The organism is Halomonas sp. KM007 (assembly GCF_050709225.1).
Lineage (GTDB): Bacteria > Pseudomonadota > Gammaproteobacteria > Pseudomonadales > Halomonadaceae > Vreelandella > Vreelandella hamiltonii.
On record NZ_CP136131.1, the window covers coordinates 2,207,909 to 2,232,943 of the forward strand.

At 57.5% G+C, this 25,035-nt stretch carries 21 protein-coding genes and 1 pseudogene; 13 read left to right on the forward strand and 9 right to left on the reverse strand.

Features of this window, described 5'->3' with window-relative positions; translation table 11 throughout:
• Window positions 1-147 precede the first annotated feature (147 nt).
• The 3 genes from RVM27_RS10400 to RVM27_RS10410 all read left to right on the forward strand — a co-directional run bounded on the left by RVM27_RS10400 (window position 148) and on the right by RVM27_RS10410 (window position 4,609).
• Window positions 148-2,847, forward strand: a complete 2,700-nt coding sequence (locus RVM27_RS10400; RefSeq protein ID WP_498956525.1) for a bifunctional diguanylate cyclase/phosphodiesterase — start codon at window positions 148-150, stop codon at window positions 2,845-2,847.
• A gap of 72 nt (window positions 2,848-2,919) precedes the next feature.
• Window positions 2,920-3,609, forward strand: a complete 690-nt coding sequence (locus RVM27_RS10405) for an HAD family hydrolase (RefSeq protein WP_287804468.1) — start codon at window positions 2,920-2,922, stop codon at window positions 3,607-3,609.
• 106 nt (window positions 3,610-3,715) lie between these two features.
• Window positions 3,716-4,609 (forward strand): EamA family transporter, encoded by an 894-nt coding sequence (locus tag RVM27_RS10410; protein WP_498956526.1) that lies wholly within the window; start codon window positions 3,716-3,718, stop codon window positions 4,607-4,609.
• A gap of 9 nt (window positions 4,610-4,618) precedes the next feature.
• Here RVM27_RS10410 and RVM27_RS10415 read toward each other — a convergent pair whose 3' ends face one another.
• The 4 genes from RVM27_RS10415 to RVM27_RS10430 form a co-directional block, all read right to left on the reverse strand.
• Window positions 4,619-5,362 (reverse strand): sulfite exporter TauE/SafE family protein, encoded by a 744-nt coding sequence (locus tag RVM27_RS10415; protein ID WP_287804467.1) that lies wholly within the window; start codon window positions 5,360-5,362, stop codon window positions 4,619-4,621.
• A 97-nt stretch (window positions 5,363-5,459) separates the two neighbouring features.
• Window positions 5,460-6,263: a 5-deoxy-glucuronate isomerase gene (iolB, locus tag RVM27_RS10420; RefSeq protein ID WP_081136024.1), complete on the reverse strand. Its 804-nt coding sequence runs from the start codon at window positions 6,261-6,263 to the stop codon at window positions 5,460-5,462.
• 86 nt (window positions 6,264-6,349) lie between these two features.
• Window positions 6,350-7,345 carry an inositol 2-dehydrogenase gene (gene iolG, locus RVM27_RS10425; RefSeq protein ID WP_227407204.1) on the reverse strand — a complete coding sequence of 332 codons (996 nt, stop codon included), beginning with the start codon at window positions 7,343-7,345 and terminating at the stop codon, window positions 6,350-6,352.
• Between the two features lie 42 nt (window positions 7,346-7,387).
• On the reverse strand, window positions 7,388-8,269 hold the full coding sequence (locus RVM27_RS10430; protein WP_227407203.1) for a MurR/RpiR family transcriptional regulator: 882 nt from the start codon (window positions 8,267-8,269) through the stop codon (window positions 7,388-7,390).
• A 255-nt stretch (window positions 8,270-8,524) separates the two neighbouring features.
• Between RVM27_RS10430 and RVM27_RS10435 the strand changes: the two genes are divergently transcribed.
• The 9 genes from RVM27_RS10435 to RVM27_RS10475 all read left to right on the forward strand — a co-directional run bounded on the left by RVM27_RS10435 (window position 8,525) and on the right by RVM27_RS10475 (window position 19,936).
• A complete protein-coding gene (locus RVM27_RS10435) occupies window positions 8,525-9,472 on the forward strand; it encodes a sugar ABC transporter substrate-binding protein (RefSeq protein WP_227407202.1) in 948 nt (315 codons plus the stop codon).
• A 64-nt stretch (window positions 9,473-9,536) separates the two neighbouring features.
• Window positions 9,537-10,667, forward strand: coding sequence for an ABC transporter permease (locus RVM27_RS10440; RefSeq protein WP_227407201.1), 1,131 nt, complete (start codon window positions 9,537-9,539; stop codon window positions 10,665-10,667).
• A 1-nt stretch (window position 10,668) separates the two neighbouring features.
• Entirely contained in the window at window positions 10,669-11,559 is an 891-nt protein-coding gene (locus RVM27_RS10445) for an ATP-binding cassette domain-containing protein (RefSeq protein ID WP_227407200.1), read from the forward strand.
• A gap of 9 nt (window positions 11,560-11,568) precedes the next feature.
• Entirely contained in the window at window positions 11,569-12,366 is a 798-nt protein-coding gene (locus RVM27_RS10450) for a TIM barrel protein (RefSeq protein ID WP_227407199.1), read from the forward strand.
• A 100-nt stretch (window positions 12,367-12,466) separates the two neighbouring features.
• Entirely contained in the window at window positions 12,467-14,428 is a 1,962-nt protein-coding gene (locus RVM27_RS10455) for a bifunctional 5-dehydro-2-deoxygluconokinase/5-dehydro-2-deoxyphosphogluconate aldolase (protein WP_227407198.1), read from the forward strand.
• Window positions 14,425-16,272, forward strand: a complete 1,848-nt coding sequence (gene iolD / locus RVM27_RS10460) for a 3D-(3,5/4)-trihydroxycyclohexane-1,2-dione acylhydrolase (decyclizing) (RefSeq protein ID WP_227407197.1) — start codon at window positions 14,425-14,427, stop codon at window positions 16,270-16,272. Before RVM27_RS10455 ends, iolD begins: the two co-directional genes overlap by 4 nt.
• A gap of 40 nt (window positions 16,273-16,312) precedes the next feature.
• Window positions 16,313-17,224, forward strand: a complete 912-nt coding sequence (gene iolE / locus RVM27_RS10465) for a myo-inosose-2 dehydratase (RefSeq protein WP_227407196.1) — start codon at window positions 16,313-16,315, stop codon at window positions 17,222-17,224.
• A gap of 12 nt (window positions 17,225-17,236) precedes the next feature.
• Entirely contained in the window at window positions 17,237-18,739 is a 1,503-nt protein-coding gene (locus RVM27_RS10470) for a CoA-acylating methylmalonate-semialdehyde dehydrogenase (RefSeq protein WP_227407195.1), read from the forward strand.
• A 75-nt stretch (window positions 18,740-18,814) separates the two neighbouring features.
• Window positions 18,815-19,936, forward strand: a complete 1,122-nt coding sequence (locus RVM27_RS10475; RefSeq protein ID WP_498956527.1) for a Gfo/Idh/MocA family protein — start codon at window positions 18,815-18,817, stop codon at window positions 19,934-19,936.
• A 103-nt stretch (window positions 19,937-20,039) separates the two neighbouring features.
• Here the strand turns inward: RVM27_RS10475 and RVM27_RS10480 are convergent.
• The 5 genes and pseudogenes from RVM27_RS10480 to RVM27_RS10500 form a co-directional block, all read right to left on the reverse strand.
• Window positions 20,040-20,240, reverse strand: a pseudogene (locus RVM27_RS10480) (magnesium transporter); the annotation flags it as partial.
• A gap of 332 nt (window positions 20,241-20,572) precedes the next feature.
• Entirely contained in the window at window positions 20,573-22,129 is a 1,557-nt protein-coding gene (gene tnpC / locus RVM27_RS10485) for an IS66 family transposase (protein WP_498956528.1), read from the reverse strand.
• Between the two features lie 25 nt (window positions 22,130-22,154).
• Window positions 22,155-22,448 carry an IS66 family insertion sequence element accessory protein TnpB gene (tnpB, locus tag RVM27_RS10490; protein ID WP_498956529.1) on the reverse strand — a complete coding sequence of 98 codons (294 nt, stop codon included), beginning with the start codon at window positions 22,446-22,448 and terminating at the stop codon, window positions 22,155-22,157.
• 53 nt (window positions 22,449-22,501) lie between these two features.
• Window positions 22,502-22,801 carry an IS66 family insertion sequence element accessory protein TnpA gene (gene tnpA / locus RVM27_RS10495; protein ID WP_081193859.1) on the reverse strand — a complete coding sequence of 100 codons (300 nt, stop codon included), beginning with the start codon at window positions 22,799-22,801 and terminating at the stop codon, window positions 22,502-22,504.
• 227 nt (window positions 22,802-23,028) lie between these two features.
• A complete protein-coding gene (locus RVM27_RS10500) occupies window positions 23,029-23,727 on the reverse strand; it encodes a FadR/GntR family transcriptional regulator (protein ID WP_498956530.1) in 699 nt (232 codons plus the stop codon).
• A gap of 278 nt (window positions 23,728-24,005) precedes the next feature.
• Here RVM27_RS10500 and RVM27_RS10505 point away from each other — a divergent pair, with 278 nt between their 5' ends.
• Window positions 24,006-25,001, forward strand: a complete 996-nt coding sequence (locus tag RVM27_RS10505) for an asparaginase (protein WP_039175049.1) — start codon at window positions 24,006-24,008, stop codon at window positions 24,999-25,001.
• The last annotated feature ends 34 nt before the right edge of the window (window positions 25,002-25,035 follow it).

Sequence of the window (25,035 nt, forward strand, 5' to 3'; positions counted from 1 at the left end):
TGTACGCCGCACCGATATGACGGTGGTACAGCTTATATCCCTAAGACCCTGGTTTATGCTGCAAATGTCACTGTGTTTTTTTACCTGAATTCAGGTTAAAAAGAGTCAAAGCCGAGCTGCTTAAAAATGACACAAGCGAGTGCCGTGATGCACACCAGACAAGAAGCAGCAGAGATGTTTCGCCAACTGGCAGAGGGGCTTGGGCATAGCCATCGGCCCTCCTTCTTCGACGCGCTGGTGGAACAGCTGGCGCGCCTGCTGGCAGTGGAGCATGCCCTGATTGCTGTGATCCGAGAGCCTAATATAGCGGAAACCTTGTCCGTGTGGTCAAGCGGCGCGCTCGCAGGCAATATCCGTTACTCGTTGACGGGGACACCCTGCGAAACCGTCGTGGGCCACCAACCCTGCCTCTACCCCTGCAACGTGCAGGCGCTTTTTCCGGAGGATGAGCTGCTGGTGCAGTTGGGCGCCGAGAGCTACATGGGCTTGCCGCTGTTTGCTGCCGATGGCGCGGCCATAGGCATCATGGCGGTATTGAGCAATCGGCCACGGGCATTCGATGGGCTTGAGAACGAAATCCTGCGTATTGCGGCAGCCCAGGCGGGGGCTGAGCTGGGCCGTCGCCAAGCCGAAAGCGCCTTGCAGGCAAGCGAGCTGGCAGCCAAAGAGAGCGAGCGGCGTCTGGATACCCTGCTCAATCACCTGCCCGGCATGGCGTATCGGTGCCAAAACGACCGTGACTGGACCATGCTGCTGGCGAGCCAGGGCGCCACCGCTCTGACGGGATATCACCCGGATGAGCTAGTGGGGAGCCGTGTCATTAGCTTTGCTGAGCTGGTGCATCCAGATGACTTTCCGCTTCTGGTGGCTGCCTCGCAGAAAGCCATCGAAGAGCGTTGCCCTTTTCGGGTGACCTATCGGCTGCGGCATCGCGATGGCCGAGAACGCTGGGTCTGGGAGCAGGGCCAGGCCATTTATGCGCAGAGCGGCGAGCCGCTCTGCTTTGAAGGCTTCATCACCGATGTGACCGATCAGCAAGTGTCACAGCGGGTACAGCAAGCCGTGGTGGAGGTGGCGTCCACGGTGACCTCGCGGATCGGGGATGACTACTTCCTTGAGCTGATCACGACCCTGACGCGCCTGCTGGAGGCAGATGCAGGCTTGATTGCCCTGCTGGAGCCCCCTCTGCCTGGCGAAGGCTTGCCTGATGCAACCGATGCCATGCCGGTACGCACCGCCAGTCTGGTCAGTCTGGTCGTGGACGGCCAGGCCCAAGCGAGCGAGCACTTTGCCTTGCCTGGCACGCCCGCAGAACGAGTGGTCCTCGAACAGGAAAGTACCGAACTGCACGGCGCTGACTACTGGCTGCCGGGTAATGCCCTGAGGGCCGAGGCCTGGATCGGGAGGCGGCTGGATAATGCCCAGGGCGATGCCATTGGGGTCATGATGGTGTTCTACCGACAGCCGCTGTCCACCAATGCCTTTGCCACATCGGTACTGCAAATACTCTCGACCGGTGCGGCGGCCGAGCTAGAGCGGCGCCGAGATCATCGCCGTATTCACCAGTTGGCCTACATCGATACCATCACCGAGCTGCCCAATCGCGCCCATTTCATGGAGCAGTTGGCGACGCTGGGCGCCCAGGCCCAGTGCGAGCGTAAGTCGCTGACGCTGGTGCTGCTGGACCTGCGTCGTTTCAAGGAGATCAATGACCTGCATGGCCATCAGGTGGGAGACGCGTTGCTGGCCACCGTCGCCAGGCGTCTCCAGCAACTGCATGACCTGAGCGGCCACTGCGCGCGGCTCTCCAGCGATGAGTTCGCACTACTTCTGCCGCAGCATCAGGGAGTCGCACTGGATTCCTTCATCAGGCAAGTGATCGAGGCCATCAGGCACCCGATTCATCTGGAGCACCGTGAGTTTCAGTTGGATGCCAGCATCGGTTTCGCGCGCTACCCCAGCGACGTGGCCGCCCCCGCCGAGCTGTTCAACGCCGCCAGCATTGCGCTGCACGATGCCAAGCAGCGCGATGCGGGCATATCTCCCTATACGCAGACCATGCGCCGCACGCTGGAGCGCCAGCAGTGGATGACCGAACGCCTGCACCGCGCCATCATCGAGCGTCGTCTGGAACTCTACTTTCAGCCGCAGGTAGACCTTGAGACCTATGCACTGACCGGTGCCGAAGTGCTCTGCCGCTGGCATGACCCGGAGTGGGGTTGGGTCAGCCCCGGCGAGTTCATCCCCCTTGCCGAACGGCGTGGGCTGATCCGCCTGCTGGGCGATTGGGTATTGGAAGCATCGGCGCGTCAGTGGTCGGACTGGCAGGTGGCGGGCACTCCGCTGCCTGGGCGGCTGTCGATCAACATGGCCGCCCAGCAGTTTGCCGACCCACGGCTGACCGAGCACGTCGCGCGGCTCACCCAAGGAGTGCCGCCGCAAGCGCTGGCCCTGGAGCTGACCGAAAGCGACTTCATGCGGGATCCGGACCAGGCGGTCATGATTACCCAGGCCATGCGTCAGGCGGGGTATGCGCTGTTGATCGATGACTTTGGTACCGGGTATTCGTCACTCTCCTACTTGCGCCGATTCGAGGCGGATGCCTTGAAAATCGATATCTCTTTCGTGCGCGACATGCTGGACAATCCCCATGATCGCGCCATCGTGCAGACCATCATCGCCATGGCCAACGCGCTGGGCATGAAAACCCTGGCCGAGGGTGTCGAGCAGCAGGCCCAGGCCGAGCTGCTGGCACAACTGGGCTGTCATCAGGCTCAGGGGTATTGGTTTGGGCGGCCTCTGCCGGCGGCTGAGTTTGCCGCCACCTGGCTAAGCCGCCAGGGCTAGCCGCGCGTCATCGTCCTGTCATCATCCATGGCATACCCTACGCGCGCCATACCGCGACGATAGGAGTTTGCCATGCGCCTGGCCCTGTTCGACCTTGATGACACCCTCCTGGATGGAGACTGCAGCGACCGCTGGAATTTATGGATGATAGAGCAAGGCTGGGTCAGTGATGCCGAAGGTTTCATGGCTCGCGCGGAAGCGATGCAGCAGGCTTACCATGCGGGCAAGTTGAAGCTGGAAGAGTACCTGGCCATGACGCTGGCGCCGTTGCGTGGCCGTCGGGTCGACGACGTTCAAAAAGAAGTCGAGCGCTTCGTGGCTACTCACCTGCAGCCACGCATCTTCGAGCAGGCATGGCGCTGTCTCGATGCGCACCGACAGGCGGGCGATACGCTGGTCTTGATCTCGGCGTCGGCCTGCCATCTGGTCGCGCCCATAGCGGCCATGCTGGGGATCGACCACGTGCTGGCGGTGGAGCTGGAGCAGGACCGCTTGCCAGGCGGCGCCGTGTACACCGGGCGCAGCGTGGGGGTGCTTTCCTACCGTGGCGGCAAGGTCACGCGGCTACAGCAGTGGCTGGCGGAGCAGGGGCGTCCTGCGTGCCATACCACGTTCTATTCCGATTCCCGCAACGACCTGCCGCTGCTGCAATATGTCGATTGTGCGATTGCCGTCAACCCGGACCCGGTGCTGGCGGAGGTGGCTGGCGTCGAAGGCTGGCGACGCTTAGACTGGCGAGCCGATACCGAGCAGAGCATTTAGCTTTGTGAACCGTCAACCCACCACGCATTTGCCAGCCCATGACGCACGACCTGCCTGATTACCGTTTCATCGAACACCCCACTGATCCTGCCCTGGTGGCTTCCGTATGAGCCCCACCGCGCTCGCGCTGGTGCTGGTCTCGGTGTGCATGCACGCAGGGTGGAACGTGCTGGGCAAGCGCAACGCGCCCTCGCTTGGGTCGTTTGCGCTGGCTTATGGCGCTGGGGGTGTGGCGCTGTTGCCGCTGCTGGTGCTGGGCCCCTCCTTGACGGCGATGCCGGGTGCCTTCTGGGGCTGGCTGGTGCTGTCCGGGTTTTGCCAGATGCTCTATATGGGAGGGCTCGCCTGGGCCTACGCCCGGGGAGAGGTGAGCGTCCTCTATCCCATTGCCCGTGCCTTGCCGGTGGTGATGGTGCCACTGGTATCGATTGCCTGGCTGGGCAATCGTGGCCTTGGCCTCTGGGATGGCGTCGGCATGCTGCTGATCATGCTAGGGGCGCTGGGCTTGCCGCTCAGCCGACCCGAGGCTCGCCGTCTTGCTTCGTATCTTTCCCCCGCCATGGGCTTTGCGCTGCTGGCGGCGGTGGGCACCGTGGGGTACTCGCTGATCGACAAGCAAGCCCTGGGCGTCATGCAAGGCGCTGGCCATAGCAGCCTGACGGCAGGGGCGGTCTTCATGGTTCTGCAGGCATTGATGACGCTGCTGTGGGCGCTCCCGCTGTTGGCCGTGTTGCCGGCAGAGCGCCGCCGATTGCCTGCGCTGCGACAGCAGGGGCTGACGATGCTGGTGGCCACGGGCTTGATGATGACCTGTACCTACGGGCTGGTGCTCATGGCCATGGCGCTGACCGACGAGGTCAGCTACGTGGTGGCGCTGCGCCAGCTCTCGATTCCGGTTGGCGTGCTGATGGGGGTGCTGTGGCTCAAGGAGCCTGCCTCCAGCGCCAAGACGCTGAGCACGCTGGTGATGCTGCTGGGCCTGTTGATCGTGGCGCTGTAATGCTTGCCGCTAGCGCAGCGCCTGCCAGACCAGGTTGAGGCCCACCACGAACATGGCCATGATCACCAGACGATAAAACAGCTTTTCATTGACGCGGCTTTGCAGCCAGAGGCCGTTGCGCACCCCGATCCAGGCAACCGGTACCAGCAGCAGCGAGGCCCAGGCGCTGGTCATGTTGACCTCGCCAAGCCATACGTAAGGGCCCAGCTTGATGCTGTTGACCACGGCATAGGTCACCGTACAGGTGGCAATAAAGGTCTCTTTCGTGAGCTTGCGCGGCATCAGGTACATGTTCATCGGTGGCGCGCCCGCGTGGGCAATGAAGCTGGTAAAGCCGCACACACTAGAGGCGGGCAGTGCCCAGTAGGTGGAAATGGGTTTTTTCGCCACGGGCTTGAGCAGCATATAGGCCGCAAACACGACCGAGAGAATGCCCAGCACCAGCCGCACGCCCTGCTCGCTCAGGCTGCCAAACAGCAAAGTGCCCACCGTCACGCCAATGAAAAGCCCCGGCACAAAGCGCCATACCTCCGCGCTATCGTGCTTACCCCACCACGCTTTGACGGCAAAGGCATCCATGACCAGCAGTAGCGGCAGCAGCAGCCCCGCCGCCTGGGTAGGGCTGATCGCCAGGGCCATCAAGGGCACCGACAGCGTGCCGAACCCGCCTGCGAATCCGCCCTTGGACACCCCGGTCAAATAGACAGAAAAGATGATCAACAGCCAGGCGATGACGGAGTAATCAGGAAGCATGGGCGCCTCGAATGCTTGGGTCGGTGATATGAAAAGCCCCGCGAAAGCGGGGCAAAAGCATACCATTAGATAAAGGTTAGCGGGCGAAGGTGCTTCCTCAGACGTGCGTCAACCATTCATGATCGGGATCATTGTGAAACTTCCATACTCGCTTGGGCCCCGCCATGACGTTCAAGTAGTACAGTGAGTAGCCATGCGCTGCGCCCACGGGGTGATAGCCTCTGGGTACCAGCACGCAGCAGCCATTTTCTACGGCCATGGTTTCATCAAGGGATCTGTCATCCGTGTAAACGCGCTGGAAAGCAAACCCTTGCTCAGGGTTAATGCGGTGATAGTACGTCTCCTCCAGCAGCGACTCGTGAGGCAAGTCATCCTCATCGTGCTTATGGGGCGGATAGCTCGACCAATTGCCTGCTGGGGTAAATACTTCAACCACCAGCAGACTGTCTGCTGGCTCACCTTCCGGCAAAATATCGTGAATATGACGTGTATTGGTTCCTTTCCCGCGAGTACTCTTCTTGATGCTGTCGGGAGAGATCAGTCTTGGGTTGTGATTGCCGTACCCCGGCGCAGCGCATACCGCTAGCTCTAAATCCGTGGTCGCTTCTACCGTGTAACTTACATGGTCTGGCAGGTAAACCGCATAGGGTGGGACCTGCTCGAAGATATCCATGCGCTTGCCGATGTCTTCAAAGCGGTGCTCGCCGCAGGTGATTGTGGCGCGCCCGGTGAGTAGCACGAGGCAGATTTCCTGAGTATTGCTGCTGGCCTCCAGGCGCTGGCCCTTGACCAGTTTGTGCACCCGAAAGCCCACGTGCGCCCAGCCAGCGGAGGACGGGGTAACGTCAATCACCGTGCCTTGGGCATCTGGCGCAGTAGGGTGTACCAGTAGAGAAGCCATAGGTTGCTCCTTCTGATGGCTAGCTGCTTTATTGGCAGGTAGCCGGTGACGAAACGCAAGACATAAGCAGACTCGATAGAGCCTGCTTAAACGGAGGTATCAAGCTGAATTTTGCGGCCTTCGCGCAGTGATCGCTCTGCTGCATCGGCTAACCGCAATGCTTCCAGGCCATCCTGAGCGCCTGCGAGAGGGGCGCGTTTTTCACGCCAGGCATCGACAAAGTCATCAATTTCGAGTCGATAAGCCTCTGCATAGCGCTCCAGAAAGAACCACTTGGGTTTCTCTTCTACTTGTCCTGCCTCGCCGGTAAATCGTAGCCGGGTATTGCTCTCGTTTTGGGCTTGCAGCATGCCTTTGCTGCCGAAGGCTTCAATGCGCTGATCGTAGCCATAGCTGGCACGTCGTGAGTTGCTGATTTGGCAAAGCTTTCCGCTGGCCGTGGTGAGGGTCACCATGGCGGTATCCACGTCTCCTGCTTCACCAATCGCTGGATCAATGAGGCTACTGCCGACGGCAAAGAGACTTTCGATGGGTTCATCCAGTAGCCAGCGCGCCATGTCTAGATCGTGGATCATCATGTCTCTGAAAAGGCCGCCGGACTCAGCCACATACTCGGCAGGTGGAGGAGAAGGATCTCGGCTAATGATCGTCAAGGTTTCCAGAGAGCCGACATGCCCCCCAGCGATAGCTTTTTTAAGTTCAGAAAACTGGGGGTCGTGGCGGCGATTAAACCCCAGTGCACACGTCACCGGGTGTTCACTGAGGACCTGCAGGGCGTCACGGGTACGTGCCAAGTCCAGGGCAATGGGCTTTTCGCATAGCACTGCCTTGCCTGCGCGAGCAGCACGCTCCAGATATTCTGCGTGGGTAGGCGTGCTGGAAGCAATCAACACGGCATCAATGGTGGGGTCGGCGAAAACCTCCTCCACAGTAGCCGCACGGCTGGCGTACTGCTCGGCCAAAGCGTGTGCGGCAGGCTGATGAAAATCAGCGACAGCGGCCAGCGTAACATGTGGATGTGAATGAATGGCTTGGGCATGCACTTTGCCGATGCGTCCCGCGCCGATGAGTGCGAGTTTCATAAGCTCTCCTGTCTTGTTGTTAGTCTTGCCATATTTGAGTGGTCATGGCTTACGTTTTGCGCTTGAGCCCCGTGTCTGAGCTTTTCCTGATGCTTTGTCGCGAGCCTTGTCTTGCCGCACCCCCAGACCAATTGCCAGTGCTTGGGTCAGGCAGAGTGAAGCTGTTAAACCGCGAAAACTTTTTACCTCGGCCTCATTCACGATAAAGACCACATCGGCGAAGTGGGTGAGGGGACTCAGTAGTGAGTCGGTGATGACAACAATGGGAATACCACGCTGTTGGGCGTCTACACAGGCTTGTTGGCTCTCCTCTGCATAGGGAGAAAAGCTGATGGTCAATAGAGCGTCTTGTTGACCCATGGCGCGCAACTGCTCGCCGTACATGCCGCCAAGACCACTGACCAGTAACGCTGGCTTATCGACGTGAGCCAGGGCGTAGGTCATGTAGCTGGCGACCACAAAGCTGCGTCGTGCGCCCATGACGTGAATGGCATGGGCTTGCTCAAAAATATCCAGTGCCTTCTCCAGGCTTTCTGGGTCAATACGACTGGGAAGCTGTTCCAAAACAGTACGGTTGGCATCCGCAAATTCCCATAGCAGTTGGGTGCTATCTGGCGTCTCACCGGTGGCACTGCGCACTGCCCGAATGCGCTCTGTGTAGTTTGGTAGCTCGTCAACCAGGCGACTGCGAAATAGCTGCTGCATCTCGGAAAAGCCTTTAAAACCAAGGCTATTAGCTAGGCGAATCAGGGTGGACGGGGTGACATCCGCCTGCTCGGCAATTTTAGCGACGGTGGCCAGGGCTACTTCTTGCGGATGGTCGAGCATGAAGCGTGCTGTTTGCTGAAGCCGTTTGCTCAATGTGGCGTATTCAGCAGTGATCAGCGTCTCTAGCTCGCGGTAGCTTTGTGGCGGCTGCGGCATACGAATTCCTTGGCATCAATAGGTGCACCACTCGTCCTGGAGGCCACCAGGCTTATGAAGCAATGAGCATGGGGGCGAAGAAAAGTGGTGAATTGCTATGCAGTCTAGTTGTTTGGAATAAATATTCCATTTATACCAAAGTATAGAATAAATAATTTGATATTTTTTGTTTTTAGAATCTATATTTCATAGCGCCAGCAGCACCTCCATGCTGCATTACCAATAAATAATGATAAAACGAAGAGGAATTTACCTATGGCACGTCTTACCCGCTGGCTTCTCGCCCCTATCGCTGCCACGACGCTAGTGACAGGTCCCGCACAAGCACAAGAACCGGCAAAAGAAAGCCGCTTTGTCATGGTGACCCATGGTGTTCCCTCGGATCCTTTCTGGTCGGTTGTCAAAAACGGTGCTGAAGCCGCCGCCGAGTTAGTGGGCGCACGCCTGGAGTACCGGGCTCCTTCAACGTTTGATATGGCGATGATGCAACAGCTTGTGCAGGCTGCAGTAGCATCCAACCCGGATGGACTGATTCTTTCTTTCACTGATGAAAATGCGCTGGGCAGTGTTGTGCAAAGCGCGGTTGATAATGGCATCCCAGTGATCACCATTAATTCTGGTGGCGATGTAGCACGCGATTATGGTGCTCGATTGCATGTGGGGCAGAGCGAGTACGAAGCGGGTAGGCAGGCCGCCGAACGGATGCAGGAAATGGGTGTTGAGAAAGGCGTCTGCGTTAACCATGAGCAAGGCAATCAGGGGCTTGACCAACGATGTGATGGTTTTGTTGATGGCTTTAATGGCAACGCAGAGCAATTGGCGACCACCTATGATCCCACTGCTATCCGCAATGCCATTGTGGCGTATTTGAATCAGAACAGTGACGTACGCGGTATTTTAACGCTGGGTGCGTTGACGGCAGATCCCTTGATTCGCGCCATGCGTGAGCAAGGCGCCTCCGACATGTTCACTCTAGGAACGTTTGATCTGTCTCCGGGTATCCTGGAAGCCCTCGCCGCGGGTGAGCTGGATTTTGCGATCGACCAACAGCAATACATGCAGGGTTACCTGCCAGTGATGTTCCTGGATCAGTTCGTCAAGAACGGCCTGTTACCCGCAGGAGACGTTGCGACGGGCCCGGGGTTTGTCACTCCAGAAAACGCCGAGCAAGTCATTGAACTGAGCAGTCAGGGCATTCGCTGAAAGCTGACGAAACTGAAAAGGCTGGGTAGTTCCAAGCCCTGCCAGGCCCCAGGAGTCGATCGCCATGAATACCAATGAAGTGCAACAGTCGACTGCACCAGCAGTGGTTGTACAAGATGAGCGCATCCAGAAAGTGTCTTTTTGGAAAAAAGCATTAACTCGCCCCGAGCTGGGGGCGCTAGCCGGTGCCGTGTTGGTGCTCTCTTTCTTTATCGTCGCTTCCAGCGGCACGGGTATGTTTACCCCGCAAGGCATCATCAACTTTCTCGAAGTCGCTGCCCAGCTTGGCATTATCGCCACGGCGGCCGCACTGCTTATGATTGGTGGTGAGTTCGACTTGTCGATTGGCTCGATGATCGGCCTGGCGGGCATTCTTATTGCCATTCCGGCCGTCGAGTATGGTTGGCCACTTTGGGCCGCTATCTTACTGGCCTTTTCATGCGCAGCTCTTGTGGGCTGGATTAACGGTAATCTGGTGAACCGTACTGGACTCCCCTCTTTCATCGTGACATTGGGCTTTCTATTCATCTTGCGTGGCTTGGCGATTGGTATCAGCCGCTTGCTAACCGGGCGTACGCAGGTCGGGGGTGTTCAAGCACATATCCCCGGTGACTGGTTTGCGGCGCTGTTTTCGGGCGAGGTAGCGACAGGCTTGTTCAGTTGGATGGCAGCCAATGGCTGGATGGCGACCAACTTTGCGGGTAATCCTGTCGTTTCAGGCATTCCGGTCTCTATCGTCTGGTGGTTGGGGTTAACAGCCTTGGCGACGTGGGTACTGCTCTGCACGCCTTACGGTAACTGGATATTTGCCAGCGGTGGTGATGCTAACGCTGCGCGTAACTCGGGTGTGCCAGTGCATCGCGTCAAAATCTCGCTATTCATGTTCACAGCCTTCTCCGCCACCATTTTTGCCTGTATTCAAGTCATGGATACCGGATCGGCAGACACCATTCGCGGCATGCTGAAAGAGCTCGAAGCGATTATTGCGGTGGTGATTGGCGGCGCCTTGCTGACCGGAGGCTATGGGTCTGCCATTGGTGCAGCGCTTGGGGCGCTCATCTTCGGCATGGTGCAAATGGGTATCTTCTATACGGGTGTGAACACCGACTGGTTCCAGGTTTTCTTGGGCGTGATGTTGCTGGTGGCGGTGCTATTCAACAATTACATGCGCAAAAAGGCGATGGAGGCCAAATAACATGACCACTCGTACGCCAATGATTGAAATGCGCAGTGTCAGCAAGCACTTCGGCAGCGTGATTGCCTTGAGTGATATCTCGATGCAGGTCTATTCCGGCGAAGTGATGTGTCTGCTGGGTGACAACGGCGCAGGTAAGTCAACGCTGATCAAAACCCTTTCTGGGGTGCACCAGCCCACCCATGGTGAAATGCTTCTGGATGGCAAGCCCGCCCGTTTCAAGTCCCCGGCTTATGCCCTGGATGCTGGTATCGCGACGGTGTTTCAGGATCTGGCCATGGTGCCGTTGATGTCGATCACCCGTAACTTTTTTATGGGCCGCGAGCCGACGGTGGGCTGGGGGCCTTTAAAGCGGATTGACTGGAAATATGCCGATCGAGTTGCCAAACAGGAGATGGCGAAAATCGGCATTGACGTGCGTGACCCAAGTCAGCCGGTGGGCACGCTTTCTGGTGGTGAGCGCCAGTGCGTGGCCATTGCCCGTGCCGTCTACTTTGGTGCCAAGGTGCTGATTCTGGATGAGCCAACCTCCGCGCTTGGGGTCAAGCAGGCCTCCGTAGTACTGCGTTACATCGCCAAAGCCCGCGCTGATGGCCTTGCGGTTATCTTCATCACTCACAATGTCCACCACGCTTACCCCGTGGCGGATGCCTTCACCCTATTGTCACGCGGCGGCAGTTTGGGTTCCTTCCGCAAAGAAGAGGTCACCCGCGAAGAAGTGCTCAACATGATGGCGGGTGGTGCTGAGCTTGAAAGCCTGGATGCGGAGCTTGCGGAATTCCAGCGGGACGATAAAGCCAAAAAGGCCAGCTTAGCCGAACAAGACACCCAGCCTGCGGATGAAACAAGCAGCGCTGAACCCTCTTCACCGCGAACGGCGAGCGGCTATTAAGGAGCCATGATGAATCAACCTACCCCATCATCCCCGTTCACGCTGGCCGTTTGCGCTGAAATGGTGTTTCGCGATTTACCCGTGTTGGAACGAATTAAGCGTATTTCTGATTTGGGTTTTCAAGTCGAAATCTGGGACTGGACTAAGCACGACATTGACGCACTGGCCAATAGCGGGGCGACATTTTCATCCATGACCGGCTATGTCACCGGCTCCCTGGCGGATGCAGCCGGGGCAGATGAACTGCTGCGCACCGCCGCTGAGTCGATTGAGGTAGCCAAGCGCCTTGGCATTCCGCGACTAAACCTGCATGGCACGGGGTTGGATGACGAAGGTCTTCCCGTGAAACCCTGCCAACAGATGACCGGTGCTATGTGGCTTAAAGCCCGCGACACCCTCAATCGGTTGGCGGATCTTGGCGAGCAGCACGGCGTCACCTTTGTGCTTGAAAACCTTAATACCCAAGTTGACCACCCCGGCGTGCCATTTGCGCGCTTGGAAGATGTTCTAGCGCTGGTGGAAAGTCTTGATCGGCCCAGCTTGCGTATTATGTTGGACGTTTATCACGCCCAAATTGGTGAAGGTAATTTAATCGAATTGATTCGCCGCTGTGGGCCTTACATTGGTGAGGTGCAGGTAGCTGATGTGCCGGGGCGCTGCGAACCGGGAACTGGCGAGATTAACTATCCGGCCATTGCCAAAGCCCTGAACGACATAGGTTATCGCGGCACCGTAGGACTGGAAGGTTGGGCCTCTGGCGACGACGACCTCGCGCTCGATCGATTCCGTGCTGCTTTCTCACTTTAAGCAGCGGTTGATCAGCCTTATCGCTTGCCACCCAAGACGCTTGTATGCCCAGTGCCATCTTGTGACTAGTACCACGAATTTGTGACGTGGGGAGATATTTATGCTGAATAACAATAGTCAACACCGACCGCTTGACCTGATTTGTCTGGGGCGCGTGGCGGTTGACCTCTACGCTGAGCAAATTGGCAGCCGCTTAGAAGATGTCGCCAGTTTTGCTAAATACCTCGGTGGAAGCTCAGGCAATGTGGCTTACGGCACCGCGCGCCTGGGGTTGAAGTCGGCCATGCTTTCGCGGGTCGGCAATGAGCAGATGGGCAACTTCGTTCGCGAAGAGCTGGAACGTGCGGGGGTAGATACCACTGCGCTACAGACTGATCCAGAGCGCCATACCGGACTGGTATTACTGGCGTTAAAAGACCGTGAGAGCTTTCCGCTGCTGTTCTACCGCCGCGACTGCGCCGATATGGCGATCGATGCTGATGCCATCGACCCTGCGTTTATTGCCCGGGCCAAGGCGCTGGCCATTACCGGCACGCATCTTTCCACCGATACCGCTCGTCGAGCTTGTCGCAAGGCGCTGGACGCCGCTGCCCATTATGGCGTGAAACGGGTGCTGGATATCGACTATCGGCCCGTGCTGTGGGGGCTGACCAATCCCGGTGATGGTGAAACCCGCTTTATTGCCGATGATAAAGTGACTATTGGCTTGCAGCGCTGGCTACCTGATTTCGACCTGATTGTAGGCACCGAAGAGGAGTTTCACATTGCTGGCGGCAGCACGGACACCTTGGCGGCCCTGCGTGCGGTGCGCGACGTTAGCGAAGCCATCTTAGTATGTAAGCTCGGGCCCATGGGCTGCGTGGTGTTTGAAGGTGCCATTCCTGAGCGTATCGAAGACGGTATTGTAGTCAAGGGCGTGCAGGTCGAGGTACTCAATGTATTGGGCGCTGGTGATGCCTTTATGAGCGGGTTATTGAGAGGTTGGTTGCGCGGTGAGCCTTGGCAAACAAGCGCCAGTTACGCCAACGCTTGCGGTGCCCTGGTGGTTTCCCGCCATGGTTGCGCTCCTGCGATGCCTACCGAAGACGAGTTATTTGATTACCTTGCTCGACGTGATGACGTTCCACGGCCAGATATCGATCAACGCCTGAATCATGTGCATCGGGTCACTACCCGCGTACCTGATCAGTGGCCCGAAGTATTGGGGCTGGCATTTGACCACCGTCGCCAGCTCACCGATATGGCCCGTGAAGAGCACGCCGACAGCGCACGCTTGTCTGAACTTAAAAAACTCCTGGTCACCGCTGCAGAAGAGGGGGCCAAGCTGGGAGGCGTTACCACCCCCGCGATTCTGGTAGACGATGTGTTGGGTCAAGACGCACTCAATCAAGCCAGTGGAAAAGGCTGGTGGATTGGGCGCCCAGTGGAGCTTCCGGGCTCACGCCCGCTGCGCTTTCAGCATGGCGATGATTTGGGCTCTTGCCTGCGCAATTGGCCTAAAGAACAGATCATTAAATGCCTGGTGTTTTACCACCCCGATGATGAAATATCGCTGCGCCTGGAGCAGGAAGAACGGCTACGCCAGCTCTATCAGGCGGCCTGTGCGTATGGGTTGGAGTTGCTGATTGAGGTCATCCCCCCCGCCCATATGCCCAATGATGATAAGACGTTACCACGAAGCCTGCAGCGGCTTTACAACCTGAACATTCGTCCTGACTGGTGGAAGTTGCCTGCCATGTCAGATGTCGCCTGGCAGGCAGTGAGCGAGACCATCGAGCGTGAGGATGCCTATTGTCGGGGCGTCGTATTGCTCGGGCTCGATGCACCCATGAGCGATATGAAACGCGGCTTTGAAGCAGCTGCGAGTCATGCCTGCTGCAAAGGATTTACCGTTGGCCGCACGCTCTTTGCCAGTGCCAGTCGCGATTGGCTGGCGGAGCGTATCGACGATGCTGCTTTAATCGCGCGGGTGGCCAACAACTATGCCGAGTTAATACAGGCGTGGCGCCAGTTAAGGCAGACTCAGCCGCTATCTCTGGCCCACACGGAGGAGGCGTCATGAGCACCATTCGACTCACCATGGCCCAGGCGTTGGTCAAGTACCTGGCTGCGCAGCATATAGAGGTGGATGGCCAGGAAGTGGCACTGTTTGAAGGCGTATTCGCGATTTTTGGGCATGGCAATGTGGCGGGGTTAGGCGAAGCGCTTTACCACGTGCAAGACACCTTGCCGACCTTCCGTGCCCATAACGAGCAGACCATGGCTCACGCGGCGATTGCCTTTGCCAAGGCCAATGGCCGCCAGCGCTTAATGGCGGCGACCAGCTCGATTGGTCCTGGGGCGACCAATATGGTTACCGCCGCGGCGCTCGCCCATGCCAATCGACTGCCAATTCTTCTGCTGCCGGGGGATACCTTTGCCACCCGCGAACCTGATCCGGTACTCCAGCAGGTGGAGCATTTCGGCGACCCTACCATTAGCGTCAACGATTGTTTTCGCCCGGTATCGCGCTACTTCGACCGCATCAATCGCCCCGAGCAACTGCTGACCAGTTTGCCCCAGGCGATGGCCACGCTGCTGGATCCCGAGCACTGCGGCCCCGCGACGCTGGCATTGCCCCAGGATGTGCAAACCTTTGCCTACGATTATCCAGAAGCCTTTTTTGCCCCCAGGGTGCATCGTATTCGACGCCCTTCGCCGGATGCTTATGAGCTACGTCAGGCCGTGGCTGCACTCAAGCAAGCCAAACGCCCGTTGATCATTGCCGGTGGCGGCGTGCATTACGCTGCTGCCTGCGATGCCCTGGCCGAGTTTGCCAAAGCACGGGGCATCCCGGTGGCTGAAACCCAGGCGGGCAAAGGGGCGCTGGCGGATAGCCACTCCTGCGCGGTGGGGGCCATAGGCGTGACCGGCAGCTCAGCCGCTAACCAATTGGCAGAGCAGGCGGATGTCATTTTGGCGGTGGGTACGAGGTTGCAGGACTTCACTACCGGTTCCAGGGCGCTATTTGAAAGCAGCGATAAAACATTGATAGCCCTCAACGTTGGCCGCTTCGACAGCGTCAAGCATCAAGCGCTGCCACTCACCTGCGATGCCTTGGTCGGGCTGGGTCAACTCGACGCGGCGCTGGGTGAATGGCGCGGCGGCGATGAATGGCGCGATCAGACCGGCACGCTCAAGCGCGAGTGGGCCGAAATCGTGCGCAACGTGACCGCCGACCAAGGACTGGCGCTGCCCACCGATGCCCAGGTGATCGGCGCCGTCAATCGCCAGGCAGGCAACGATACCACCGTAGTTTGCGCCGCCGGTGGCTTGCCCGGCGAGCTGCATAAGCTATGGCAATGCTCCGGCCCCGGCAGCTATCACGTGGAGTACGGCTTCTCCTGCATGGGCTATGAAATTGCGGGCGGACTGGGCGTCAAGATGGCTAAGCCCGAGCGGGAAGTGGTGGTGATGGTCGGCGACGGCAGCTACCTGATGCACAACTCAGAGCTGGCAACCTCGGTGATGCTGGGCCACAAGCTGATTGTGGTGGTGTTGGATAACCGTGGCTACGGCTGTATCAACCGCTTACAGCAGGCTACCGGCGGGGCGGGTTTCAACAACCTGCTGCAGGATTGCCTCACTGTCGAGGCCGGCGCTCCCAGAACCGATTTTGCCGCCCATGCCAAAGCGTTGGGCTGTGAGTCTGAATCGGTAAGCGGCATTGCGAAGCTGGAGCAGGCGTTGGTGCGCGCTCGCAGCGCCACCTCGACTTATGTGATTGCGCTGGACACCGACCCGTTACCCAGCACCCAGGAGGGCGGCGCCTGGTGGGAAGTGGCCGTGCCCGAGGTTTCCGAGCGAGAAGCGGTCAATAAAGCCTATCAAGGGTACCGCGAAGCCAAGCAGCGCCAGGCCCGTTAGCTCTCGCCCTCAACAAAAACATAATCACAAGGAATACGCTATGCCCACGGTTACTTTAGGCATCAACCCGCTCACCTGGACCAACGACGACTTACCCAGCTTGGGGGGCGCAACACCGCTGGAAACCTGCTTGCAAGAGGGCCGCGAAGCAGGCTTTAGCGGCTTTGAATTAGGTAACAAGTTTCCCCGCACGCCCGATGCCTTGAGTCAGGCGCTTAGCGCCCACGACCTGGCGCTTGTGTCGGGCTGGTACTCCGCACGTCTGCTGGAGCGCACGCCTGAAGAAGAGATTGACGCTATTCAAGACCATATGAACCTGCTCAAACAGTGCGGCGCCAAGGTGATGGTGCTGTGTGAAGTCACCCACTGTATACACGGCGATCAGCAGCGTCCGCTCTCCCAACGTCCGCATTTGGCCGAGGACGAATGGCAGCGACTGCTGAGTGGTTTAGAGGTGGTGGGCGACTACCTGAAATCCCAGGGCATTCAGTTGGTGTATCACCACCACCTAGGCACGGTGATCGAAAGCCAGACCGACGTTGAGCGCTTAATGGACAACACTGGCGAAGGCGTGGGGCTGCTGCTCGATTTTGGTCATTTGCGCGGTGCCGGTGGTGACCCGCTCGCCATCGCCAAACGCTACAGCCAGCGCATTCACCATGTGCATTGCAAAGACCTGCGTTTCCCGGTTCTGGACGCAGTGCGCAATCGCGACAAAAGCTTTTTAAATGGCGTGTTAGACGGCCTGTTTACAGTGCCGAGGGATGGCAATGTGGACTTCCTACCCACTTTGACCCACCTATGCGAACAGGGTTACCAGGGGTGGTTAGTGGTCGAGGCCGAACAAGACCCGGAAGTTGCCCATCCGCTGACTTACGCCCGCCTGGGGTATCGCAACCTGTGCCAACTGGCCGAGCAGGCAGGCTTCGACGTTGTTAACGCCACCCATTAATTAGGAGCCTTTATGCAAACGTTACCCCACTATCTAAATGGTCAGCTCTTTGCCGGACAGAGCCAGCGTACTTCGCCGGTCTATAATCCGGCCACCGGTGAACAGAGTGCCTTGGTGGCGCTGGCATCTGCCGATGAAACCCGCGAAGCCGTACGCATCGCCGACGAGGCGTTCGTTGCTTGGTCAAAAACCTCGCCGCTAAAGCGCGCACGTATTTTGTTCAAGTTCAAAGCGCTGGTCGAGGAGCACACCGATGAGCTGGCCCGGCTGATTTCCAGCGAGCACGGCAAGGTGTTTTCCGATGCCAAGGGTGAAGTGACCCGTGGCCTGGAAGTGGTCGAATTTGCTTGTGGCATCCCCCACCTGCAAAAAGGCGAGCACTCCATGAACGTCGGCACCGGCGTGGATAGCTACTCGATGATGCAGCCGTTGGGCGTGTGTACAGGTATCTCGCCGTTCAACTTTCCCGCCATGGTGCCCATGTGGATGTTCCCCATTGCGCTGGCTTGCGGCAACACCTTCGTCATGAAACCTTCGGAAAAAGATCCCTCTACGCCGCTGCGCTTGGCCGAGCTGTTGAAAGACGCGGGCCTGCCGGATGGCGTCTTCAATATCGTCAATGGCGATAAAGAAGCAGTGAACGTGCTGCTCACCGACGAGCGTGTTCAGGCGGTCAGCTTTGTGGGCTCCACGCCCATTGCCGAGTATATCTATGCTACCGCATCAGCCCATGGCAAACGCGTTCAGGCCCTGGGCGGGGCTAAAAATCACATGGTGATTATGCCAGACGCGGATCTCGATCAAGCCGTGGGTGCCCTGATGGGCGCGGCCTATGGCTCGGCAGGCGAGCGCTGCATGGCGATTTCGGTGGCGGTACCAGTGGGCGAAGAGACCGCCAACCGCCTGCGCGAAAAGCTGGTGGCCGAACTGGATAAGCTGACGGTTGGCCCGGGGCTTGTCGATGGTCCAGATAACGATATGGGGCCGCTGATCACCCGCGAGCACCGCGACAAAGTGGCGAGTTATATCCAAACCGGCGTGGATGAAGGCGCAGAGCTGGTGGTGGACGGCCGCCAGACAACCATAGAGGGTGCGGGCGATGGCTACTTCATTGGCGGCACTCTGTTCGATCATGTAACGCCCAAAATGCGTATTCACTCGGAGGAGATCTTTGGCCCGGTGCTGGCGATTGCCCGCGTGGCCAGCTTCGACGACGCGGTCAGCATGATCAACGCCCACGAGTACGGCAATGGCACGGCGATCTTTACCCGCGATGGTGATGCAGCGCGCCAATACTGCGAACAGATTCAGGTCGGTATGGTCGGCGTTAACGTACCGATCCCGGTACCCATGGCGTTCCATAGCTTCGGCGGCTGGAAGCGCTCGCTGTTTGGCCCGCTGCATATGCACGGCCCGGACGGTGTGCGTTTCTACACCCGTATGAAGACCATCACCCAGCGCTGGCCCAGCGGCATTCGTGAAGAGACCAACCACTTCACCATGCCGACCATGTAAGCAGGCTACGGGGCACGACACTATTCAACGCCGGGCTCAGCCCGGCGTGATTTTTTTAAAACAGGGATAATCACAATGAAAACCCTCAAAGTTGGCCTAATTGGCACCGGTTTTATGGGCAAAGCCCACGCCATCGCCTTTAATGCGGCGCCCAGCGTTTTTGAACTACCCGCCAAGCCCGTTTGTGAACTGTTGGCGGATGTCGACCTCGCCACTGCAGAGAGCCGCGCACGCGCCTGGGGATTTGCCCGCGCCACCGACGATTGGCGCGCTTTGGTAGAAGATAGTGAGGTTGACGTGGTGGATATCTGCGCGCCCAATTTCCTGCATAAAGAGATGGCGCTGGCCGCGATTGCTGCTGGTAAGCATGTTTACGCCGAAAAACCGCTGGCGCTGAGCACGGCCGATGCTGACGAGATGGTCGCTGCCGCTGAAAAGGCGGGTGTCAAAACCCTGGTGGGCTTTAACTATATTCGCAATTCCGCCACCCAACTGGCTCGCCAGATGGTCGCCAGCGGTGAAATCGGTGAGCTGATTCACTTTCGTGGACGGCACAACGAGGATTACCTGCTTGATCCGGAAAAGCCCCATGACTGGCATACACAGCGTGCGATGGCAGGTGCCGGGGCGTTGGGCGATCTAGGGTCGCATATTCTCAATATGGCTGAATTTTTAACAGGGCAGCGTATTACCGAAGTATGTGGCCAACTACAGACCGTCATCGCAATGCGGCCAAAGGCCGACGGTAGTGGCTTGGCTGCCGTGGAAAATGATGATCAGGCCCAAGCAATGTTGCGTTTTAATCGAGGACTGATCGGCAACATTGAGACGTCACGGGTGGCTGCAGGGCGTAAAATGGGGTTGGCTTATACGCTAACGGGCACCAAGGGCGCTATCGTGTTTGATCAAGAGCGCATGAGTGAGTTACAGCTGTATCGTCATAGTGGGCTCCCGGGGCGACGCGGTTTTACAACATTGCTTGCAGGTCCCGAGCATCCTGATTATGCGGCGTTCAGCCCAGCGCCGGGTCATGGCTTGGGCTATAACGATCAGAAAATCATTGAGGTGCGTGACCTGGTAGAAGGCATTATCAATCATCGCCCGTTGTATCCTGATTTTCGCGCAGCCGCCCGAGTGAATCGGCTGATCGATGCCATTGAAGCTTCCGATCAACAGGGCCAATGGATTTCAGTATAGAAACTGATTGATAAGACATAATAAAGTCTTCAAGCGACTGCCTCTTGGACAAATGCGCTGGCGATGAAGTCTAGCCTCATCGCCAATGATCAACATTGCATGATCACAAAATGATCAGCGTCGCGAGCCCCAGAAACGAGAGGAATCCCACTACATCCGTCACGGTGGTCAGGATGACCGCGCCAGACAGCGCCGGGTCGATCTGCAGGCGCTTCAGCACCAGCGGGATCAGTACGCCCGAGAGGTTGGCGAGGCTCATGTTGATGAAGATGGCGAGGGTAATGCCCAGCGTGATCAGGGTCTCGGCTTATCAACACCTCCCATTACTCTTTAACGCCATCGCATTACACAACCACACAAATTTCATTTTCAATATTACATATAAGATAAAACTTACATTGAAGTAGCGTATTTCCTACAAGCTTTATCGTCTTTCTCTTACATACATTACATTCCCATTGGATGAAGATCAGATAGAAACAACAACTCTCCAACAATAACAACCTTACTTGCGATCTCCGTGACAGCAAATGCGCTGACTTTTTTCAGCACTGATACCAGCACGCACGAGCTCACATCATCCGATGTACAAGCCGCAGTGAGGAAACATCATGAAAGCCGATAAAAGGTAAGCGTTCATTCTGCGACGTTCTTGCACGCCCCATATAGATCTGATCGCAGCGGCTGATTGGCGAACAGGTCCTTCCACAGCCGGGGCGTCAGCTCCTCCACTCGGCTGGCAGGGTGCTCACTGATACGCAGTAATACGTCGGTCAGATAAGTGTAAGTATTGATGCCGTGCAGCTTACAGGTGCTGATCAAGCTTTGGATAATACCCACGTGTTCAGCGCCGATCTCGGTCCAGCAGAACATCCAGTTTTTGCGTCCCATCGGGATCGGGCGAAGTGCTCTTTCCAGGTGATTGGTATCGAGTGGTACCGCCGGATCTTCAAGGAACACCCGCAGCGCCTGTTCACGATTCAAGAGGTAATTCAGTGCTTGGGTGAACGGTTGCTTCGGTAGCAGGGTGGTGCGTAGCAGCTGCTCATGACACCACTGATAAAGCTCGTCGACTATCGGCTTGCTGTGATTCAGTCGGTGCTCGCGCAGCGTATCGTCTTTAAGGTTTTTTTCCGCCGCTTCAGTTTCAAGCCGGTAGAGCTGTCGGATCAGGCCGATCGCTTGTGCAGCGGCTTGCGGCTCATCGTTCTCGGCTTCGATAAATTGGCGCCGGGTATGCGCCCAACACTGGGCGTGAGTCACGCCCTGGCACTGCTCGGCGTAGCGTGCATAAGCAGCATAGCCGTCACTGAGCAACGTGCCCTCAAACTCGCGTTTTAATGTGTTTCCGATATGCAAGCGCCCTCGGCTGGCCGAGTAGGTGAACACCACCTCGTGCTGGTCTCCGTACAGGGGCCAGAACCAAGCCTGTTTCATCTTACCTTTCCGGGATTTGCCCGCTTTGATCGGCGTCTCATCCATCGCCAGCACCTTGCTGCGCAGCACATTATCAAGCTGTGCCTGGACGATGGGCCGAAGCAGTTCAATGGCGCGTTTAGTGAGGTTGGTCAGGGTGGCGCGACTGAGCGTAATACCGGCGCTCTGGATGCGCTGATGTTGACGGTACAGCGGCAGGTGGTACTGGAACTTATCCACCAGCAGCCCCGCCAGAAGGCTGACATCGGCGATGCTGCGCTCGAGCACATTATCCGGCGCCGGGCAGGCTTCGGGCTTTTGCTGGTTTTTGTGCTTGAGTACTGGGCGGTTGTATTGCAGTACCACGTAGCTGGCCGGACGCTGGGCCAGACGATACACGGTTTTGGTGGCGATCACTTCGTATTGATCCGCCTCGGAGCCGGACAACTCAGGGGGCTGGATGTCGATAATTTCTACTGGGACGTCATCATTGAAGCGCAGCCCGCTATCATTTACGCAGTCGTCAGGGCGTTGTTTCTTGGCGGTGCCGCGCTGATAGATAACGGTTTGCTTTTCACCTTCGGGCTGTACGGGCTCGGCGCTATCGCCCAGATCCAGGCCGCCCTGGTAAGGGTTCTCGACGGGACGTTTTTCCGACTTCTGACCGAACAGCTGTTTCTCGAACCAGCGCACGCGGTTGCGCAAAGACGCGTTTTCCGCTTCGAGACTTTGGCATTTATCAGCCAGAGTTTGAGTCGATGGTGTGGCGCTTTTCATGCCGGGGATTATACCAGCCAAGGCCTCAAGCCGCATGCCGATAACGCTTGAACCGCCGCAGTTTTTGCACTTCGATGCCTTCAAGCAACAACTGCAAGTCAGTCCAACTAAGACTGCGCTGTCCCGTGGGTGAAGCTCGCACCTGGAACTGTCCCTGCTCGAGACGTTTGCTCCACACGCAGTACCCAGAAGACTCGAAGTAGAGAACTTTCATCATCGTCTTGCGCCGATTGACGAACACGAAGTAATGGCCACTTAACGGGTCTTGTTCCAATTGGTTTTTCACCAAAGCGCTCAAGCCATTATAAGATTTGCGCATGTCCGTGGGTTCGGTGCGCAACCAGATGCGAGCTTGTTGGCTAGGGACGAACATCAGCTTTGGCTCAGCGTCAGCTCGACTCCGCCGCCGAGGCTTAAGACAATGTGCCAACCGCCAGACTCAGATGCTCCAAGTGACGCCAGATCGATAAACGATGCTTGCGGGGAAGAAGCTTCACCCGGCGCTATTTTCTCATCCGCTTGGCTGAGCCGCTTTCGCCACTGGCAGAAGCTGGCGTAGCCCAGTGCTCGCTCTTCGCAAAATTGTTTGGCGGACTGGCCGCTGGCTTGCCACTGATCAATCAGTGATTGCCATTGTTCAGCGCTGCGACGCGGGGTGTAGGTTTTGGTCATGGTTAAGCCTCCTCAAAGAATGAGAGGCTATGCTATCGTGCGATATTCGGGCTGGATAGAACGCTGTAGAATGAACGCTTACGATAAAAGCGTCATACCGATAGGCAAGTACCGCATTCACGTAAGCAATGAACGTTTGGTGAAGCAATGCAACGCCGTTTTGCGGCATGATCAACGAGCGGCCCCATTTCCTGACAGAGAAGAGGGCCACTCATGCTTGTTCACCGTCAGCGCGTGGCTGCACTCAAGTCGCTGTCGCCTTCGTAGGTCAGATTGGTTTCCCAGCTATCACTGCTGACGGCAATGGCGGCGTGAATGCCTGCGCTATCACCTGCCTTGAAGGCCTTGTAAATCGCTTTGTGGTCTTTCAAGGCAGTTTCAGGAAGAGAGCGCATGGATGTTTCCAATGCTGCTTCGATCAGTTGCAGCAGCGTTTCTCCCACTCGAATCGTCAAGGGATTATGGGTGCTGTGCAAGATGGCGCGATGGAAGGCAACGTCGTGTCGTGACGTTTGCTCGCCTGTCCGGATGGCTTCTTCCATGGCGTCGATACTGGCCTGAATGCGCTGATGATCCTCTGGCGTGGCGCGTTCCATGGCTTGCAGGGTATACGCAGGTTCAAACATCAGGCGAAACTCCAGCACATCCCGGGTCATACCGCGTGCCAGGATCATGCCAAACGCCATGGGGTCCACCAAGGGGGCACCTGGCTCTCGTCGAATCACGGTACCTTGACCTCGCTTGACTTCGACAATGCCGATGGCCTGCAGCATCTTGATCGCTTCGCGAACGCTCGATTTTCCAATACCCAGGCTTTGAGTGAGCTCCGTTTCTGAAGGGAGGTAATCTCCCGGTTTGAGGTCGCCACGTATCAAAGCGCTTTTGATGCGCTCGAGCAGCTGCAGTGCGACGGAGCTGCGATCCATCGAATCACCGAAGGACATCGGATTCGCAGGGTGGGTTTCAGGCTGGCGTTTCAAACTCATTTGGGCCTCGCGTGGCTCATCGGTATTCGTTGCATTCTATCAATGACTCAAGCCTAGCGGCTTGGAACACTTTATTTCATATGTTTAAAAGAAATATGAATATATTATTTTGATCTTTTTGGCGATCTTGCTTATTCTTTCCTGCAAGGTCTAGCATGATATCAGACATCTGATGTCTGGTGTTTTGGATGGCCAGGCACTTCGAGGCGAGAATTTGCATGACGAAAAAGCATATCGTGGTAATGACCACTGGCGGCACGATAGCCAGCAAGCCCAGCGAGTCGGGCCGCAGCCAGTCAGGTGCATTGAGTGGCGAGAAGTTGCTTGAGCAAGTGACGCTGCCCCAAGGGGTCGATGTCACCCTGGAGGTGATCTCGCTGCTGCAAAAACCGAGCAATGCCATCACGTTGATGGACGTGGCCGAACTCTACCGTCACGGAAGAGAGGTGCTGGAAAGAGACGATGTCGATGGCCTGGTGATCACGCACGGGACCGATACGCTAGAAGAGACGGCTTATTTTCTCTCGCTCACACTGCCCAAGAACAAACCTTGTGTGATGACGGGCTCCCAACGCGCGCCGCATCAGCTAGGGACGGATGCCTTCAAGAACATTTGTGACGCCATCGTGTCGGCAACCCATGCGCCCCTCAGCCAGTGGGGCTGTGTCGTGGTGTTCAACGAATCACTCTTTTCCGCGCGCTATGCGCGCAAGGTCAATAGCTTTCAGCTCAATGGCTTTGAGTCGCCTGGAGCAGGCCCGATAGGTTATATCGATGGGCCACGAGTGAAGCTTTATGGCGCAGCTCTGGAAGAGACATTGCCGGTGACGGGATGGGACTGTCCGTTGCCCAGAGTGGATCTGCTGCCGGCCTACCTGGACGCTTCCCCTGCGTTACTACAAGCCTGTGTAGCAAGCGGCGCCAAGGCCATCGTGATCGATGGGCTTGGCAGAGGGCATGTACCTCCGAGCTGGATGGTGCCCATCAAAGAGCTGGTCAGCGCAGGAGTGCCCGTCGCGATCGTGAGCGGCTGTGCGCAAGGCCCGGTAAACACCAGCTATGAATTCAGCGGCAGCCTGGCTGACTTGGCATCGGCAGGGGTGCTGACGCTCAACGATATCAGCGCACGCAAGGCGCGACTGGCTCTCGCCTTGCTGCTGAGTAATTCCCCTCGGGACGCACTGAGGGGTGCGATGGAACGCATCATGTCCTGAGCACACCGCTTATCGTGCTCAGGTCTCAGAAGAT